This is a genomic window from Tistlia consotensis USBA 355 (assembly GCF_900177295.1).
Lineage (GTDB): Bacteria > Pseudomonadota > Alphaproteobacteria > Kiloniellales > DSM-21159 > Tistlia > Tistlia consotensis.
The window spans coordinates 16773-34100 of the sequence record NZ_FWZX01000025.1 but is presented as its reverse complement, the minus strand read 5'-3'; the positions used below and the strand labels follow the sequence as shown (position 1 = coordinate 34100).

The following is a 17328-nucleotide window of genomic DNA, read 5'->3' as shown; positions in this document are numbered from 1 at the left end:
GCCGCCGGGCTACTCGGCGGCCGCGGCGAGCGCGGCGAGCACCCGGGGCGGCGCCATCGGCGTCTCGGTCAGGCGCACGCCGAGCGCGTCGCGCAGGGCGTTGCCGACGGCGGCCAGCGGCGGCACGATCGAGGTCTCGCCGACGCCGCGCACGCCGTAGGGATGCCCGGGGTTCGGCTCCTCGACGATCAGCGCGTCGATCATCGGCAGGTCCGAGGCCACCGGGATCCGGTAGTCCAGGAAGCCGGCGTTCTGCAGCCGGCCGTCGTCGCCGTAGACGTAGCCCTCGTTGAGCGCCCAGCCGATGCCCTGGGCCGAGCCGCCCTGCATCTGGCCCTCGACGTAGTCCGGGTTGACCGCCTTGCCGGCGTCCTGGGCCGCGGTGTAGCGCACCACCCTGACGGAACCGGTCTCGCGGTCGACCTCGAGGTCGCAGAGATGCACGCCGAAGCTGACGCCCGCCCCCTCGGCGTTGACCTCGTGGTGGCCGGCGATCGGGCCGCCGGTGTTGGCCGAGGCGGCGGCGATCTCGGCCAGCGAGAGCGGCTCGAACTTGCCGGCGTTCGGGCCGGCCGGCTTGGCGTGACCGTCCTCCCAGACCACCGCCTCCGCGTCGATGCCCCACATCAGCGCGGCGCGCTGGCACAGGCGCTGGATCGCCTGGCGCGCCGCCTGGATCGTGCAGAGGCCGGAGGAGAAGGTGACGCGGCTGCCGTCGGTCACGTCGTTGTAGCCGAGCGAGGCCGTGTCGGCGATGACGGTGCGGACCTTCTCGTAGGGGATGCCCAGCTCCTCGGCCGCCATCGCGCACATCGAGGCGCGGCTGCCGCCGATGTCGGGCGTGCCGACCGACAGGCCGACCGTGCCGTCCTTGTTGACGTTGATCGTCGTGCAGGTCTCGCCGCCGAAGTTGAACCAGAAGCCGCAGGCGAGGCCCCGGCCCTGGTTCGGCCCGAGCGGCGTGCGATAGTGCGCGCTGTTCCCGATCGCCTCGAGGCAGGAGGCCAGGCCGATGCGCGGGAAGGTCGGCCCGTAGGCCGCCTTGGTGCCCTCGCGCGCGGCGTTCTTCAGGCGCAGCTCCAGCGGGTCCATGCCGAGCCGGCGCGCCGCCTCGTCGAGCGTCGACTCGGCGGCGAAGGCGGCCATCGGCGCGCCCGGCGCCCGGTAGGCGGCGAGCTTCGGACGGTTGGTCACCACGTCCCAGGCGACCGCCTTGACGTTCTCGATGTCGTAGGGCGTGAAGATCGCCATCGCGCCGAAGTCGGCGCCGGCGCCCTTGAAGGCGCCGCCCTGGTAGCGCAGCTCGGCCTGGGCCGCGGTGATGCGCCCGTCCTTCGTCAGGCCGATCTTGCAGTCGATCGAGCTGGAGGCGGTCGGGCCGGTCGCCCGGAACACCTCGGAGCGGGTCATCTGGATCTTGACCGGCCGGTTGGCCTTGCGGCTGAGCGCCAGGGCCACCGGCTCGACGAAGACCGTCGTCTTGCCGCCGAAGCCGCCGCCGATCTCGGAGGCGGTGACGCGCAGCTGCGCGGAGTCCAGGCCCAGCAGGGCCGCGCAGACGTTGCGCACCATGAAGTGCCCCTGGGTGCAGACCCAGAGCTCGGCGCTGCCGTCGGGGCTGACCGAGGCGACGCAGGCGTGCGGCTCGATGTAGCCCTGGTGCGTGGCCTCGGTCCGGAAGCTCTGCTCGACGATCAGGTCGGCCTCGGCGAAGCCCTTCTCGACGTCGCCCTTGCCGATCTCGTGCCGGGCCGCGACGTTCGAGGGCTTCGTCGGCACCGGCTCGACGCCGGCGGTGATGAGGTCCTCGCGGATCACCGGCGCGCCGGGCTTCATCGCCGCGTCGACGTCGGTGACGTGCGGCAGCACCTCGTAGTCGACCTCGATCAGCTTGAGCGCCTGGCGCGCGGCCTGCCTGCTGGTCGCCGCCACCGCGGCGACGGCGTGGCCGTCGTAGAGCGCCTTGTCGCCGGCCATGCAGTTGATCGAGACGTCGTTGCGCTCGCCGTTGAAGTCGGCGCCGGTGACCACCGCCTTGACGCCCGGCAGCGCCTCGGCCTTCGAGCTGTCGATCGAGCGGATCCGGGCGTGGGCGTGCGGCGAGCGCAGCACCAGGCCCCAGAGCATGCCCGGCATGGTCATGTCGGCGCCGAAGCGGGCGCGGCCCGTCACCTTGTCGATGCCGTCGGGCCGGCGCTTGCGCTGGCCGACGACCTTGAACCGGCGGGGCAGCGTGGTCTGCGACTGGTCCATCTCAGGCGCTCCTCATCCCAGCGGATTTCATGCCAGCGGATTTCATGTCAGCGGATTTCATGTCGGCGGCCGTCTCGAGCACGGCGCGCACGATCTTGTCGTAGCCGGTGCAGCGGCAGAGGTTGCCGGCCAGCCAGTAGCGCACCTCGGTCTCGCTCGGGTCCGGGTTGCGCTCCAGCAGCGCCTTGGCGGCGACCAGGAAGCCCGGCGTGCAGATGCCGCACTGCAGGGCGGCGGCGTCGAGGAACTTCTGCTGCAGCGGGTGCAGCTCCCGGCCCCTGGCCATGCCCTCGATGGTCTCGACCTGCCGGCCCTCGGCCTCGGCGGCGAGCACCAGGCAGGAGCAGACCAGGCGCCCGTCGAGCATCACCGAGCAGGCGCCGCAGTCGCCGGTCGCGCAGCCCTCCTTGCTGCCGGTCAGGCCCAGGTGGTCGCGCAGCACGTCGAGCAGCGTCTCGTCGGCCTCGCAGACGAACTCCTCGGCGTCGCCGTTGATGGTGGTGGTGACGGTGACGGTCATGCGGCGGCTCCCTTGGCGCGGTCCCGGGCGATCACGGCGGTGCGGCGGGCGAGGACGCCGGCGACCCGCCGGCGGAAGTCGGCGGTGCCGCGCTTGTCGTCGATCGGCGTCGCGGCGGCGGAGGCGGCCTCGGCCAGGGCGTCGAGCGCCGCCTCGTCGAGCGTCGTGCCGACCAGCGCCGCGGCGGCGGCCTCGGCCAGGATCACCCGCGGCCCGACGGCGCCGAGCGCGACCCGCGCCCTGGTGCAGCGGCCGTCGCCGTCGAGCGTCAGGCAGACGCCGGCGCCGACCACGGCGATGTCCATCTCGGTCCGCGGGATGAAGCGCAGGTAGGCATCCCCCTGCCCTGCCCCGCGGGCCGGCAGGAACAGCGAGGCGACGATCTCACCGCGGCCGAGGCTGGTCCGGCCCGGCCCCGCGGCGACCGCCTCGACCGGCAGCTCGCGGCTGCCGCCCGGCCCGACGATGCGCGCCGTCGCCCCCGCGGCGACCAGCGCCGGCACCGAGTCGGCGGCCGGCGAGGCGTTGCAGAGGTTGCCGGCCGCCGTCGCCCGGCCCTGGACCTGGGTCGAGCCGATCAGCTCCACAGCCTCGACGACGCCCGGCCAGGCCGCCTTGAGGCCCGCGTGCTCGCCCATCTCGGCGCCGCTGACCGCCGCGCCGATGCGGAAGCCGCCGCTCTCTTCCTGGATGCGCCGGGTCTCGGCGATCCGCTTGATGTCGACGACCAGCGCCGGCTCGATCATGCCGGAGCGCAGCTGCACCAGCAGGTCGGTGCCGCCCGCCAGCACCTTGGCGAGCCCGCTCTCGCCGGCCAGCAGCGCGACGGCGGCGTCGAGGGTCTCGGGGGCTTCGTATCGCATCGCTCACCTTGGCAAAGGAGGGCGCGCCGGCGCGGCCGGCGCTCGCGGTGCCTTTGTCCTCCGCCGGACCCGGGCTTGTCCAGGGGGGGAATGGCGGCAGGGTTGCCTCTAGGAGTCCGGACCAGCGCTCACCCGGCTCTGCGGCCGCACGCCGGCCCAGCGTCGAGACTCCATTGCTTCGTCTAGGCTGTTGGCCAGGGCCAAACGCCCGCGTTGGAGGCTTCGCAGAGCACGCCGCTGGGTGAGATGATGCAACGTCTGACTGTGGCTCCCCTGCCGCCGGGCTCTCAGGCCAAGGGCACCCCAAACGGGCCGCGGACCACCTGGCGATTGACGGGACCGCGTAGGCACAGCGCAACAGGCTCCAACGGCCACAGAGCCGAAGCAATTGAGGGAACACAGATGGCCGATCAGGCGCAGAAGGACAGGTTCTTGGCGGCGTTGGCCGAGAAGGACGGCTCGGCCGGCAACGGAACGCTACGCTCGGCGCTCGGATGGGATGAAGCAACCTATGACGAAGTGAAGCGGGCGCTGGTCGACGAGGGCGTGATCGCACCCGGGCGAGGCCGGGGTGGGTCCGTCCATCTGGTCGGTTTCGAGAGCGAGATCGACAAGGCCCTCGCCGGACTTGACCTCGGCGTCGAGGCCGACGGGGACGAAGCCGCTCCAGCGAAGGCGTCCCGGGGTCGACCGAAGCCCGGCAAGCCAGCCGTCTCCGCCGCGACCGTCGGCTACGAGGCCGAGCTGTGGCGGATGGCCGATGCGCTCCGCGGAAGCATGGATGCGGCGGAATACAAGCACGTCGTCCTCGGCCTGATCTTCCTGAAGTACATCTCCGACGCCTTCGAGGAGATGCACGCCAAGCTCGAAGCCGAGAAAGCCCAGGGCGCCGATCCGGAGGACCCCGACGAATACCGCGCCCAGAACATTTTCTGGGTGCCGCCCGAGGCGCGCTGGTCGCATCTCAAGGCGCAGGCGCGCCAGAGCACGATCGGCCAGCTCGTCGACGACGCCATGGCCGGCATCGAGCGTGACAATTCGGCGCTCAAGAACGTGCTACCGAAAGACTATGCGCGCCCCGCGCTCGACAAGACCCGGCTCGGCCAGCTCATCGACCTGATCTCGAACATCAAGGTCGGCGACGCGGAAGCCCGGGCGAAGGACGTGCTCGGACGCGTCTACGAGTACTTCCTGTCGCAGTTCGCCAGCGCCGAGGGCAAGAAGGGCGGCGAGTTCTACACGCCCCGCTGCGTCGTCAAGCTGCTGGTCGAGATGCTGGAGCCCTATCGCGGCAGGGTCTACGACCCCTGCTGCGGCTCCTCGGGCATGTTCGTGCAGTCGATGGAGTTCATCCACGCCCACCGGAACGGCAACGGCAATGGCGGGAAGGCCAAGGCCGATATCTCGATCTACGGCCAGGAGTCGAACTATACCACCTGGCGGCTGGCCAAGATGAACCTCGCCATCCGGGGCATCGACGGGCAGATCGCCCATGGCGACACCTTCCACAACGACCGCCACCCCGACCTGAAGGCCGACTTCATCCTCGCCAACCCGCCCTTCAACATCTCCGACTGGGGCGGCGAGCGGCTGCGCGGCGACAAGCGCTGGCGGTATGGCGACCCGCCAGCGGGCAACGCCAACTACGCCTGGGTGCAGCACATCGTGCATCACCTCGCGCCCGCGGGCGTCGCGGGCTTCGTGCTGTCCAACGGCTCGATGTCGTCGAACCAGTCGGGTGAAGGCGAAATCCGCAAGAAGCTGGTCGAGGAAGGCGTGGTCGACTGCATGGTCGCCCTGCCGGGGCAGCTGTTCTACTCGACGCAGATCCCCGCCTGCCTCTGGTTCCTCGCCCGCGACCGCAAGAACCACAAGTTCCGCGACCGGCGCGGCGAGGTACTGTTCATCGACGCTCGCAAGATGGGCTTCATGGTCGACCGCACCCATCGCGACCTGCTCAGGCCCGGATATCGCCAGGATCGCTGGCATGTACCACCTCTGGCGCGGCGAGACCGACGTGCCGCCCGAGGCGGTGGATGGCCTCACTGCCTACGAGGACATCCCCGGTTTCTGCAAGGCCGCCTCGCTGGACGACATCCGCAAGCATGGGCATGTGCTGACTCCCGGGCGCTATGTCGGCGCCGAGGCGGCGGAAGAGGACGACGAGGCCTTCGCCGACAAGATGGCCCGGCTGGTCGCCGACCTACGCAAGCAGCAGGACGAGGCCATCCGGCTGGACGCCGCCATCGCCGCCAACCTACGGGAGCTTGGGTATGGCGGCTAGGCACGCGGAGACCCGTACCGGAGGTCGCCCGGCAACCACAGGCACGATCACCGGCAACTTCGCGCTCAGCGTCGGAATGCCGGATAGTCGAGCTCCCGAGGGATGGCGTTGGACGAAGCTCACAGACGTCGCACGTTTGGAGACCGGGCATACCCCAAGCCGTAGGCACCCCGAGTACTGGGGTGGCGACGTGCCGTGGATCGGGATCAAGGACGCCACCGCCAACCATGGCCGGACGATCCATGACACGATCCAGCACACCAACGAACTAGGGATCTCCAATTCATCCGCCAGGATACTTCCGGCAAATACTGTTTGCCTCTCGCGAACAGCCTCCGTCGGATATGTGGTCGTGATGGGCCGTCCTATGGCGACGAGTCAGGATTTCGTCAACTGGGTCTGCGCGCCGGAATTGGATCATCGCTTCCTCAAGTACGTTCTTTTGTCGGAGCAATCGGCGTTTCTTCGCTTTGCCAGCGGAACGACTCACCAGACGATCTATTTCCCTGAAGTGAAGGCTTTCCACATCTGTCTGCCTTCGCGCGCCGAACAGAGGGCAATTGGGCACGTCCTGCAGACCCTCGATGACAAGATCGAAGTAAACCGGCGGATGAGCACGACGCTAGAAGCGATGGCGCGGGCGTTGTTCAAGGCCTGGTTTGTCGACTTCGAGCCCGTCCGCGCCAAGTCCGAAGGCCGCGACCCCGGCCTCCCCCCCCACCTCACCGACCTTTTCCCTGCCCGGCTGGTCGAGACCGACCATGGCGAGGTTCCGGAGGGGTGGAACGTTTCTAGGATTGGCAACGAAGTCCGGGTTGTGGGCGGCTCTACGCCTAGCACCAGAAATCCCGCATTTTGGGATGGTGAGATCAACTGGGCGACACCGAAAGACCTGTCCTCACTTGAAGGGCCAGCTCTTCTAGAGACATCGCGGCGTATCACCTCTGCGGGCCTAGCAAAGATCGGTTCCGGCTTGTTGCCGGTTGGAACCGTCTTGCTCTCCTCGCGCGCTCCCATCGGTTACTTGGCAATTGCAGAGATTCCCGTCTCCGTAAATCAAGGTTTTGTGGCGATGGTCTGTGAAGGCCGTCTTTCGAACGTTTTTGCGTGGCTTTGGACTCAGGCGAACATGGAAGCCATACTGCAAAATGCAAACGGCTCCACGTTTCAAGAAATTAGTAAATCAAACTTCCGACCGTTGCCGGTAATAGTCCCGACTGACGACGTTCTAGAAGCCTTCGATGGTCCCGTTCAGTCGCTCCACAGCCGGATCGTCTCGTGCGAGCGAGAAACCCGCACCCTTGCAGCCCTCCGTGACACATTGCTGCCCCAGCTGATCTCTGGCGACCTGCGCGTGAAGGATGCCGAGACCTTCCTTGATCGGGTACTGTGATGGCTGCACCTGCACCCCAGCCCTTCGTCATGTACGGCGCCCGCGACGCCATGGCGGCGGGCCTTGCGCATATCGAGGAACAGGTGAAGGGCATCGAGCAAGCGGTGGTCGAGAACCCCGGCTTGGCCTTCGACCTCGCCAAGACGCTGGTGGAGAGCACTTGTCGCACTGTGTTGGGCGAACGCTCCGTCGCCTATGCCGCCACGGACGATCTGCCCAAGCTGTTCAAATCCGCCACGCAGAATCTGCCGTTCCTGCCCACGACAGCGAGCGATGCGACCGAAGTGCGCAAGAGCCTGGCACAGACGCTCACCGGCCTAAGTACGGCGATCCAGGGCATCTCCGAGTTGCGTAACCGGTGCGGCTTCGCCTCGCACGGCGCGGGCGAGCCGCGGCCGGTGATGGAAGCGGTCCAGGCGCTGCTCGCGGCCGAGGCGGCCGACGCCATCGTCGGCTTTCTGCACCGCGTTCATCGACAAGACCGGACACCACCGCCGCCTGCCGGGCCAAGCTTCGACGACAACGGCTCTTTCAACGATCATGTCGACGAGACGTTCGGGCCGGTTCGCGTCTTCGAGGTCGAGTTCCGCGCAAGCGAGGTCCTGTTCCGGATGGAGCCCGAGACCTATCGCATCTACCTCGCCGAATTCGACAGCAACGATGCCGAGGCTGCGGCCCCCGCCGAAGAGGAGGCCCAGCCATGACCGACCGGGGCGTCACGGAATCCGTCGTCGAGCAGGCGGCGCTCGCTTGGCTGGAGAGCATCGGCTGGCAGGTCGTCAACGGCGCGGAGATCGCGCCGGGCGAGCCGGACGCCGAGCGCGAGACCTACGGGCAGGTCTTCCTCGCACGCCGCCTGCACGACGCCCTGGCGCGGATCAACCCGAGACTGCCCTCCGACGCGCTCGACGATGCCCTTCGCAAGCTTCTCCGTCCCGAGGGCGTCGAGCTGATCCTGCAGAACCGGGGCCTGCACCGGCTGCTCGTGGACGGCGTGACCGTCGAGTACCGGGACGACGACGGAGCGATCCGTGGCGCGCAGGCCCGTGTGATCGACTTCGACCGGCCCGAAGCGAACGACTGGCTGGCCGTCAACCAGTACAGCGTGGCCGAGAACAGGCACACGCGCCGCCCCGACGTGGTGCTGTTCGTCAACGGCCTTCCGCTCGGCGTGATCGAGCTGAAGAACGCGGCAGGCCAGAACGCGACGATCTGGAGCGCGTTCCAGCAGCTCCAGACCTATCAGGCCGACGTTCCGTCGCTCTTCGTCACCAATGCGCTGCTGGTCGCCTCCGACGGCGTGGAGGCCCGCGTCGGCGCCGTCGGCGCCGGGAGGGAGTGGTTCAAGCCCTGGAGAACCATCGCGGGCGAGGCTCTCGCCGATCCGCATCTGCCCGAGTTGCAGGTCGTGATCGAGGGACTGTGCCACAAGCGACGTTTCCTCGACCTGATCCGCGATTTCTTCGTCTTCGAGGATGACGGGGCTCGGGTCGTCAAGAAGATCGCCGGCTACCACCAGTTCCATGCCGTGCAGGCAGCAGTCGGCGAAACCCTGCGCGCAGCCGAAATGCTGCGCCGACCGGCAGGCTTCGCCGATGAGCAGGGGCGCTACGAAGCCGGCGGCAGGCTCGGCGGCAAGCCGGGCGACCGACGGGTCGGCGTCGTGTGGCACACGCAGGGCTCCGGCAAGAGCCTGACCATGGCGTTCTATGCCGGTCGGATCATCCGCGAGCCGGCCATGGAGAACCCGACCGTCGTCGTGCTGACCGACCGTAACGACCTCGACGACCAGCTCTTCGGAACCTTCTCACGCTGCGCCGGCCTGCTGCGCCAGCCGCCGGTGCAGGCGGCTTCCCGGACGCATCTGCGCGAGCTTCTGGCTGTGCAGGCCGGTGGCGTCGTCTTCACGACGATCCACAAGTTCTTCCCGGAGGAGAAAGGCGACCAACATCCGACGCTCTCCGAACGGCGCAACATCGTGGTGATCGCGGACGAGGCCCACCGCAGCCAATACGACTTCATCGACGGCTACGCGCGCCACATGCGCGATGCGCTGCCGCATGCCTCCTTCATCGGCTTCACGGGAACGCCGATCGAGCTGCAGGACGCCAGCACCCGCGCCGTCTTCGGCGACTACATCAGCATCTACGACATCCAGCGGGCGGTGCAGGACGGCGCCACGGTGCCGATCTACTACGAGAGCCGCCTCGCCAAGATCGCGCTCGACGAGACCGAGAGGCCGAAGATCGACCCGGAGTTCGAAGAGGCCACCGAGGGCGAGGAGATCGAGCGCAAGGAGAAGCTGAAGACCAAGTGGGCACAGCTGGAGGCCATCGTCGGCTCGCAGAAGCGGCTCGAACTCGTGGCGCGGGACATCGTCGAGCACTTCGAGAAGCGGCTCGAAGCGATGGACGGGAAGGCCATGGTCGTCTGCATGAGCCGTCGCATCGCCGTCGAGCTCTATCGCGAGATCGCCAAGCTGCGCCCCGAGTGGCATGGCGAAGGCGACGAAACAGGCGCAATGAAGGTCGTGATGACCGGCTCTGCGTCGGACCCACTCGACTGGCAGCCGCACATCCGGACCAAGCCGCGGCGCGAAGCCCTGGCCAACCGCTTCCGCGATCCGAAGAGCCCCTTCCGCCTCGCGATCGTGCGCGACATGTGGCTGACGGGCTTCGACGCCCCGAGCTTGCACACGATGTACCTCGACAAGCCGATGCGCGGGCACGGACTGATGCAGGCCATCGCCCGTGTGAACCGGGTCTTCAAGGACAAGCCCGGCGGACTGGTGGTCGACTATCTGGGCCTCACCCACGAGCTGAAGCAGGCCTTGGCCACCTATACGGAGAGCGGCGGCAAGGGGCGGACGGCGCTGAACCAGGACGAAGCCGTGGCCCTCATGCTGTCGAAGCATGAGGTCTGCTGCGCGCTGTTCCACGGCTTCGACTGGTCGAAATGGATGAAAGGCACCCCGCAGGAGCGCCTGAGCCTGCTGCCGGCAGCACAGGAGCACATCCTGGCCCAGGATAACGGCAAGGAGCGCTTCCTGCACACTACGCGCGAGCTGTCGCAGGCTTTTGCCCTGGCGGTGCCCCATGACGATGCGCTGCGCATCCGTGACGATGTCGCCTTCTTCCAGGCTGTGCAGGCGGTCCTCGCCAAGCGTGCACCGGGAGACCCCCGACCCGAGGAAGAACTCGACCATGCGGTCCGGCAGATCATCTCGCGCGCCGTCACTCAGGAAGGCGTGGTGGACATCTTCGCGGCGGCCGGCCTGGAGAAGCCCGACATCTCGATCCTCTCCGACGAGTTCCTCGCCGAGGTGCGCGGCATGCCGCAGCGCAATCTGGCCGTCGAGCTTCTGCAGAAGCTGCTGAAGGGGGAGATCAAGAGCCGGGGCCGCAAGAACGTGGTGCAGGCACGCTCCTTCGCCGAGATGCTCGAACAGACACTGCGGCGGTACCAGAACCGCGCGATCGAGGCCGCCCAGGTGATCGAGGAGCTGATCGCCCTCGCCAAGGAGATGCGCGAGGCTGCCGCGCGCGGAGAGACGCTCGGCCTGACAGAGGCTGAGTTGGCCTTCTACGACGCGTTGGAGACCAACGACAGCGCCGTCAAGGTCCTCGGGGACGAGACGTTGCGTGGTATCGCGCGCGAGCTGGTGGAGACGGTGCGCAAGAACGTCACCATCGACTGGACGCTTCGCGAGACCGTGCGCGCGCAGTTGCGGGTGCTGGTGAAGCGGATCCTGCGGAAATACGGCTATCCGCCGGACATGCAGGAGAAGGCGACGCAGACCGTGCTGGAGCAGGCGGCCCTGCTGTCGGCCGAGTGGGCGGTGTGACATGCCGGCCTCAGCTGCTGGCCGAGCGGACAATCAACACCCGACTGTTACCCAAGGCTCGAAATTGAGTATGTTGCCGGCTTCCGATTTCCTTCTAACACATTGATTTTAAAGTGGTGAGCCCGCGGGGACTCGAACCCCGGACCCGCTGATTAAAAGTCAGCTGCTCTACCGGCTGAGCTACGGGCTCGTCCCGCGGCCAGGGCGGGCGCGGCGAAGCTAGGGGCAGCGCCGGTTCCGGTCAACCGGGCAAGTCCTCCTGCTCCCTCTCCGCCCCTTCGGGAGGGAGAGGGTCGGAGTGAGGTGGGGCGTTGCGGGCCGGTCGGCTGGCGCCGTGACGCCCGATCGTCGAGGGAGCGGGAGGCGCGGGGGCCCCGAATCCCCCACCTCTCCCTTCCCTCTCCGCCCCCAGGGGCGGTGAGGGACCTTGTCTCGGGCGGCGGACTGACCGGCTCAGATCTCCCGGAGGGTCTGCACCGATCGCGAGTCGCGCTGGCCGTTGCCGGCCTCGAGGTTGAAGGACTCGGCGAGGCGGCGGGCGACGCGCGGGCTGACGAAGGAGGTGATGTCGCCGCCCAGGCGGCCGATCTCCTTGACGAAGCGCGAGGAGATGAACTGCTGGCGCTCCGAGGCCATCAGGAAGACCGTCTCGATCTTGGGGTCGAGGCGGGCGTTCATGCCGGCCATCTGGAACTCGTACTCGAAGTCCGAGACGGCGCGCAGGCCGCGCAGGATGACGCCGGCGCCGGCCTGCTGGCAGAAGGTCATCAGGAGGTTGTCGAAGGCCCGCGCCTCCAGCTTCGCGCCGCGGCTGTCCAGGGCCTCCAGCTCGTCGCGCACCATCTCCAGGCGCTCGGCGACCCCGAACAGCGGGTTCTTGCCGGCGTTGCGGGCGACCGCGACCACTAGGTGGTCGACCAGGCCGCTGGCCCGCTTGATGATGTCCAGATGGCCCAGGGTGATCGGGTCGAAGGTGCCCGGATAGACGCCGATGCGCGGCGCCCGCTCGCTGGTCCCCACCATCTCCCCTCTCCTCCTACTTGCCGGCCCCGCCGGCGTCCCCGTCGCCCGCGGTGTCGCCGCCGGCCTCGCCCCCGGCCTCGCCCCCGGTGTCGTCCGCGTCCTCCTCCTCGGCCTCGGCGGCGGCCTGGCCGGTCAGACGCGCGACCGAGACGATACGCTCGCCCTCGCCGACGCGGAACAGGGTGACGCCGCGGCTGGCGCGGCCGACGATGCGGATCTGCTCGACCGAGCCGTCCTCGTTGACCCGGCGCACCGGGATGCGGATGGTCTGGCCGGCGTCGGTGACCAGCATCAGCTGGTCCTCGTCCTCGATCGGGAAGGTCGCCGCGACCTTCGCGCCGCGGCCCTTGGCGCGGCTCAGGTCCATGTTGGTGACGCCCTGCCCGCCGCGGCCCGAGACGCGGTACTCGTAGGCCGAGGTGCGCTTGCCGAAGCCGTCGTCGGCGACCGCGAGCACGAACTGCTCGGCGGCGCCCAGCTCGGCGTAGCGCTCCTGGCCGAGCGCGTCGTCGGACAGGTTGGCCGCGGCCTCCAGGCCCTCCTCGGCGCCCTCCTCGCCGTCCGCGCTGCCGTTTTCGGGGCCGTTCTCCTGGCGGCGGAAGGCCGAGGCCATGCGCAGGTAGGCGTCGCGCTCCTCGATCGAGCCGAGCTCCGCGGGCCGCAGGATCGACAGCGAGATCACCCTGTCGCCCTTGCCCAGCCGGATGCCGCGCACGCCCAGGGAGTCGCGGCCGGCGAAGACGCGCACGTCGGAGACCGGGAAGCGGATCGCCTTGCCGAGCGCCGTCGCCAGCAGGACGTGGTCGTCCTCGCCGGCGGTCTCGACGCCGACCAGCGTGACGCCCTCCTCCAGCTTCATGGCGATCTTGCCGTTGGCGAAGACCCGCTGGAAGTCGGACAGGCGGTTGCGCCGGATCGTGCCGGCCGAGGTCGCGAAGACCGCGAACATCGAGTCCCAGGCCGCCTCGTCCTCGGGCAGCGGCAGGACCGCCGAGATCGTCTCGCCGGGCTCCAGCGGCAGCAGGTTGACCAGCGCCTTGCCGCGCGCCTGCGGCGTGCCGAGCGGCAGGCGGTAGACCTTGAGCTTGTAGGCGATGCCGCGGCTCGAGAAGAACAGCACCGGGGTGTGGGTCGAGCAGACGAAGAGGCGGGTGACGAAGTCCTCCTCGCGGGTCGCCATGCCGCTGCGGCCCTTGCCGCCGCGGCGCTGCGAGCGGTAGCTGTCGAGCGGCACGCGCTTGACGTAGCCGCCGTGAGTGAAGGTGACGACCATGTCCTCGCGCGGGATCAGGGCCTCGATGTCCTGCTCGAACTCGGCGTCCTCGATCTCGGTGCGCGGCGCGTCGGAGAAGCGCTCCTTGATGTCGACCAGCTCGCCGCGCAGCACCTCCATCAGGCGCTCGCGCGAGGTCAGGATCGCCAGGTAGTCCTCGATCTTCGCCGCCAGCTCGCGCAGCTCGTCGTGGATCTTCTCGCGCTCCAGGCCGGTCAGGCGCTGCAGGCGCAGCTCCAGGATCGCCTTGGCCTGGGGCTCGGACAGGCGGTAGGTGCCGTCCGCGGCGACCTGGTACATCGGCTCGGCGATCAGCTCGATCAGCGGCGCCACGTCGCCGGCCGGCCAGGCGCGCGCCATCAGCTGCTCGCGCGCGGTCTCGGGGTTCGGCGCCGCGCGGATCAGCGCGATGACCTCGTCGATGTTGGCGACCGCGATGGCGAGGCCGACCAGCACGTGGGCGCGGCGCCGCGCCTCGGCCAGCTCGTAGGCCGTGCGCCGGGTGATGACCTGCTCGCGGAACTGGATGAAGGCCTCGATGACCTCCTTGAGGTTCAGCAGGCGCGGCCGGCCGCCGATGATCGCCAGCATGTTGACGCCGAACGAGGTCTGCAGCGGCGTGAAGCGGAACAGCTGGTTCAGCACGACGTCGCTGATCGCGTCGCGCTTCAGCTCGACGACGACGCGCACGCCGTGGCGGTCGCTCTCGTCGCGGATCTCGCTGATGCCCTCGACCAGCTTCTCGCGCACCACCTCGGCGATGCGCTCCATCAGGCGCGACTTGTTGACCTGGTAGGGGATCTCGGTGACGACGATGGCCTCGCGGTCGCGCGCCAGCTCCTCGATGTGGGTCTTGGAGCGCATGATCACCGAGCCGCGGCCGGTGTGGTAGGCGGCGCGGATGCCGCTGCGGCCGAGGATCGTCGCGCCGGTCGGGAAGTCGGGGCCCGGCAGGTGCTCCATCAGCCCCTCGATGGAGATCTCCGGATCGTCGACGTAGGCGCAGCAGGCGTCGATCACCTGGCCCAGGTTGTGCGGCGGGATGTTGGTCGCCATGCCGACGGCGATGCCGCCGGCGCCGTTGACCAGCAGGTTCGGGAAGCGCGCCGGCAGGACCTGCGGCTCCTCGGTCGTCTCGTCGTAGTTGGCGGCGAAGTCGACCGTGTCCTTGTCGATGTCGTCGAGCAGCGCCTCGCTGGCGACCCGGGCCAGCCTAGCCTCGGTGTAGCGCATGGCCGCCGCCGGATCGCCGTCCATCGAGCCGAAGTTGCCCTGGCCGTCGACCAGCATGGTGCGCATCGAGAAGTTCTGCGCCATGCGCACCATGGCGTCGTAGATCGCCGAGTCGCCGTGCGGGTGGTACTTGCCCATGACGTCGCCGACGATGCGGGCCGACTTGCGGTACGGCCGGTTCCAGTCGTAGCTGTTTTCCTTCATCGAGTAGAGGATGCGCCGGTGCACCGGCTTCAGGCCGTCGCGCACGTCGGGCAGCGCGCGCGCCACGATCACGCTCATCGCGTAATCGAGGTAGCTGCGCTGCATCTCCTCCTCGATGGTGACCGGCGTCACGCCGCTGCCGTCCCCGGAGCCGCCCGCGCCGTAGCCGCCGCGGCCGGAGCCGCCGCCGCCGGACGAACCGGGCGAATCGGACGAAGGAAGGGAGCCGGCCGGCTCCTCGCTGTCGGCGTCGAGGTTGGGGTCTATATCGCTCAAGGATCTCTCGCTGGTGGCGGCAATCGACTTGGCAAAGCAAGGACTTGCCGGCGCGTGTGAAGCGCGACTCTTATAGCAGATTCCGCAATTGCGAACCAAGGCATGTTACAAGGCCGTTGCGGCCGGCGCCAGGGACAGGAGGTCGCTCGGGAAGGTGGCAAGGATGCTCCGCAGCAAGGCAGTTCCCCCGCTCCGCCCCGCGCGTCTCGGGGAGCGGCCGTGACCGGCGCGCCCGCCGGGCAGGCCGAGCCGCTGAGCCGACGCCGCTACGGCCGCGTCGCGCTGGTCTTCGCGGCCTTCCTGCTGGTCTTCGGGGTCGCGGCGGCGGCCTTCGACCCCGCGGCGCTGGCCGAGCGGCTGGCCAGCCTGTCGCCGGGGCTGGTCGCGGCGCTGCTCGGCCTGTCGCTGGTCAACTACGCGGTCCGCCTGGCGCGCTGGCGGCTGTTCTCGAAGCCGATGCGGGCACGCGCGCCCTTCGCCGAGGATGCCGTCACCTACCTGGCGAGCTTCGCGCTGACCGCGACCCCCGGCAAGGCCGGCGAGCTGCTGCGCATCTGGCTGCTGAAGCGGCGCTGCGGCCTGCCCTACGCGCGCACCCTGCCGGTCTTCCTGGCCGACCGGCTCTGCGACCTGCTGGCCCTGACGATCCTGTCGTTCGGCGGCCTCGGCTGGGTCGTCGGCGGCCGGATCGCGGTGCCGGTCGCCGCGGTCCTGGCCGGCTCGATCCTGCTGCTGTTCCTCCGGCCGGCGCCACTGATCGCCCTGGTCGGCACGCTCTACGGCCGCTTCCGCCGGGCGCCCAGGCACTTCGCCCAGGCGCGCCGGGCGCTGCGCCAGGGCGCGCGGCTGCGCCGGCCCGGCCTGTGGCTCGCCGGCATCGCGCTCGGCCTGCTCGGCTGGGGCTGCGAGGGCACCGGGCTGTGGCTGGTGCTGCAGGCGCTCGGCAGCCCGGTCGCGCTCGTCGACGCCGCCGCGATCTTCGCGCTCTCGCTGGTCGCCGGCGTCGTCTCGCTGCTGCCCGGCGGCCTCGGCGGCACCGAGGCCGGCATGGTCGGCCTGCTGCTGCTGCGCGGCGTGCCGACGGCGACCGCGCTGGCCGCGACCCTGACCGTGCGCCTCGCCACCCTCTGGTTCGCCGTCGCCCTCGGCCTGGTCTTCCTGCCCGTCGCGCTGCGCGGCGGGCCGCGGCGGCGCTAGCGGGCCAGCTCCGCCGCCAGGGTCGCCTGGTCGAGCCCCTCCTTGCGGATGCGCAGGTCGAGGTAGAGCAGGACCAGCAGAACCAAGAAGGCCGGCAACAGCAGCAGGCTGACCAGGGTGTTGACGACGTTGCCCACGGCGGCCGACTGCAGGAACTGGGCGCTGAAGCCCGACGCGGTCGCGACGGCGTCGCCGCCGCGCCAGATCATCACCAGCAGGGGCTCCGGGAAGCCGAGCAGGCTGGCCACGCCCGCCAGCAGCAGGTTGAGCGACAGGCCGGTCACGAAGAACAGCAGCAGGTAGAGCAGGAGCCGGCCGGCAGTCGGCCAGAAGCGGCCGGAGACGAGGCCGGCGCTGCGCCTCAGGGCGCGCCAGGGTCCCTGCCCTTCGACCGCGACGCTCGGCAGGGCGAAGGCCAGATAGACGGCGGCAACCAGCCCGGGCAGCGCGAAGAAGAGCCAGCCCAGGCCGACGATCAGCCAGCAGAGCAGGTAGCAGCCGAGCAGCTTCCAGCCGGCCTTCCAGGCCCGCCCGTAGGACGTCCGGAATCCCGGCGGGCCGCCGGCGGCGGCCGTCGCCGCGGCCACGACCACGGCCGCGGGCGCGAGGAGGAACAGGAAGAGGTCGAGGAGCTGCAGCACCGCGAGCGGCGCGCTGCGCCAGAGAGAGGCGGCCTCGCCGCCGTCCGGCTCGGGCCCCGACGGGACCGCCAGAAAGAAAACCAGCGACAGCAGCAGCGGCGGCGCCATGATCGCGACCAGCGACCGGAAATGCCTGCGGTAGAGCCGCAGGCCGTCGCCCAGGATCTGCAGCGCCGAGCGCCCGGCGTTCCCCTCCGACATCCCGCCCCCCCCACGATCCCCGTCATGCCCCGGACGGCAGGCTAGCAACAGCTCCGATTCCCCACAACCAGATCGCGAACAACCCGGCCCGACGGCGCAAAACGGCCGACCGGATCGCATTCC

The 17328-nt window shown here is 69.5% G+C and carries 11 protein-coding genes, 1 tRNA gene and 1 pseudogene; 6 read left to right on the top strand and 7 right to left on the bottom strand.

Annotated features, from left to right (window positions below):
* Positions 1–9 precede the first annotated feature (9 nt).
* From B9O00_RS23500 to B9O00_RS23490, 3 genes are read right to left on the bottom strand one after another with little or no spacing between them, the layout of a single operon-like run.
* Positions 10–2253, bottom strand: a complete 2244-nt coding sequence (locus B9O00_RS23500; protein ID WP_085125184.1) for a xanthine dehydrogenase family protein molybdopterin-binding subunit — start codon at positions 2251–2253, stop codon at positions 10–12.
* Position 2254: 1 nt separating this feature from the next.
* Positions 2255–2773, bottom strand: coding sequence for a (2Fe-2S)-binding protein (locus B9O00_RS23495; RefSeq protein WP_085125183.1), 519 nt, complete (start codon positions 2771–2773; stop codon positions 2255–2257).
* Positions 2770–3636 (bottom strand): FAD binding domain-containing protein, encoded by an 867-nt coding sequence (locus B9O00_RS23490; RefSeq protein ID WP_085125182.1) that lies wholly within the window; start codon positions 3634–3636, stop codon positions 2770–2772. The genes B9O00_RS23495 and B9O00_RS23490 overlap by 4 nt, the downstream gene beginning before the upstream one ends.
* Before the next feature lie 246 nt (positions 3637–3882).
* Between B9O00_RS23490 and B9O00_RS23485 the strand changes: the two genes are divergently transcribed.
* From B9O00_RS23485 to B9O00_RS23470, 5 genes and pseudogenes are all read left to right on the top strand, one after another.
* Positions 3883–6192: a type I restriction-modification system subunit M gene (locus B9O00_RS23485; RefSeq protein WP_367575466.1), complete on the top strand. Its 2310-nt coding sequence runs from the start codon at positions 3883–3885 to the stop codon at positions 6190–6192.
* Positions 6075–6488: pseudogene (locus B9O00_RS34270) on the top strand (restriction endonuclease subunit S); the annotation flags it as partial. The gene B9O00_RS23485 and the pseudogene B9O00_RS34270, both read left to right, overlap by 118 nt.
* A gap of 42 nt (positions 6489–6530) precedes the next feature.
* Entirely contained in the window at positions 6531–7313 is a 783-nt protein-coding gene (locus tag B9O00_RS34265) for a restriction endonuclease subunit S (RefSeq protein ID WP_367575467.1), read from the top strand.
* Entirely contained in the window at positions 7313–8017 is a 705-nt protein-coding gene (locus tag B9O00_RS23475) for an abortive infection family protein (protein ID WP_085125181.1), read from the top strand. Before B9O00_RS34265 ends, B9O00_RS23475 begins: the two co-directional genes overlap by 1 nt.
* Positions 8014–11157, top strand: coding sequence for a type I restriction endonuclease subunit R (locus B9O00_RS23470; protein ID WP_085125180.1), 3144 nt, complete (start codon positions 8014–8016; stop codon positions 11155–11157). The genes B9O00_RS23475 and B9O00_RS23470 overlap by 4 nt, the downstream gene beginning before the upstream one ends.
* A gap of 114 nt (positions 11158–11271) precedes the next feature.
* On the opposite strand, the gene B9O00_RS23465 is transcribed toward B9O00_RS23470, so the two are convergent.
* The 3 genes from B9O00_RS23465 to gyrA form a co-directional block, all read right to left on the bottom strand.
* A tRNA-Lys gene (locus B9O00_RS23465) sits at positions 11272–11347 on the bottom strand.
* 263 nt (positions 11348–11610) lie between these two features.
* A complete protein-coding gene (gene coaD, locus B9O00_RS23460; RefSeq protein ID WP_085125179.1) occupies positions 11611–12180 on the bottom strand; it encodes a pantetheine-phosphate adenylyltransferase in 570 nt (189 codons plus the stop codon).
* Between the two features lie 13 nt (positions 12181–12193).
* Positions 12194–14995, bottom strand: coding sequence for a DNA gyrase subunit A (gyrA, locus tag B9O00_RS23455; RefSeq protein ID WP_089229781.1), 2802 nt, complete (start codon positions 14993–14995; stop codon positions 12194–12196).
* Positions 14996–15385: 390 nt separating this feature from the next.
* On the opposite strand from gyrA, the gene B9O00_RS23450 reads away from it, so the two are divergent.
* Positions 15386–16363 (top strand): lysylphosphatidylglycerol synthase transmembrane domain-containing protein, encoded by a 978-nt coding sequence (locus B9O00_RS23450; protein ID WP_159460307.1) that lies wholly within the window; start codon positions 15386–15388, stop codon positions 16361–16363.
* On the opposite strand, the gene B9O00_RS23445 is transcribed toward B9O00_RS23450, so the two are convergent.
* The gene (locus tag B9O00_RS23445; RefSeq protein WP_085125176.1) at positions 16360–17205 is read right to left on the bottom strand and encodes a DUF7847 domain-containing protein; all 846 of its coding nucleotides are present in this window, start codon (positions 17203–17205) and stop codon (positions 16360–16362) included. The genes B9O00_RS23450 and B9O00_RS23445 overlap by 4 nt on opposite strands.
* Positions 17206–17328: the final 123 nt, after the last annotated feature.

What these genes read in the sequence shown, in the direction of transcription:
- B9O00_RS23500 (WP_085125184.1), bottom strand. Translation starts at nt 2,253, where the DNA reads ATGGACCAGTCGCAGACCACGCTGCCCCGCCGGTTCAAGGTCGTCGGC.
- B9O00_RS23495 (WP_085125183.1), bottom strand. Translation starts at nt 2,773, where the DNA reads ATGACCGTCACCGTCACCACCACCATCAACGGCGACGCCGAGGAGTTC.
- B9O00_RS23490 (WP_085125182.1), bottom strand. Translation starts at nt 3,636, where the DNA reads ATGCGATACGAAGCCCCCGAGACCCTCGACGCCGCCGTCGCGCTGCTG.
- B9O00_RS23485 (WP_367575466.1), top strand. Translation starts at nt 3,883, where the DNA reads ATGATGCAACGTCTGACTGTGGCTCCCCTGCCGCCGGGCTCTCAGGCC.
- B9O00_RS34265 (WP_367575467.1), top strand. Translation starts at nt 6,531, where the DNA reads ATGAGCACGACGCTAGAAGCGATGGCGCGGGCGTTGTTCAAGGCCTGG.
- B9O00_RS23475 (WP_085125181.1), top strand. Translation starts at nt 7,313, where the DNA reads ATGGCTGCACCTGCACCCCAGCCCTTCGTCATGTACGGCGCCCGCGAC.
- B9O00_RS23470 (WP_085125180.1), top strand. Translation starts at nt 8,014, where the DNA reads ATGACCGACCGGGGCGTCACGGAATCCGTCGTCGAGCAGGCGGCGCTC.
- coaD (WP_085125179.1), bottom strand. Translation starts at nt 12,180, where the DNA reads ATGGTGGGGACCAGCGAGCGGGCGCCGCGCATCGGCGTCTATCCGGGC.
- gyrA (WP_089229781.1), bottom strand. Translation starts at nt 14,995, where the DNA reads ATGCAGCGCAGCTACCTCGATTACGCGATGAGCGTGATCGTGGCGCGC.
- B9O00_RS23445 (WP_085125176.1), bottom strand. Translation starts at nt 17,205, where the DNA reads ATGTCGGAGGGGAACGCCGGGCGCTCGGCGCTGCAGATCCTGGGCGAC.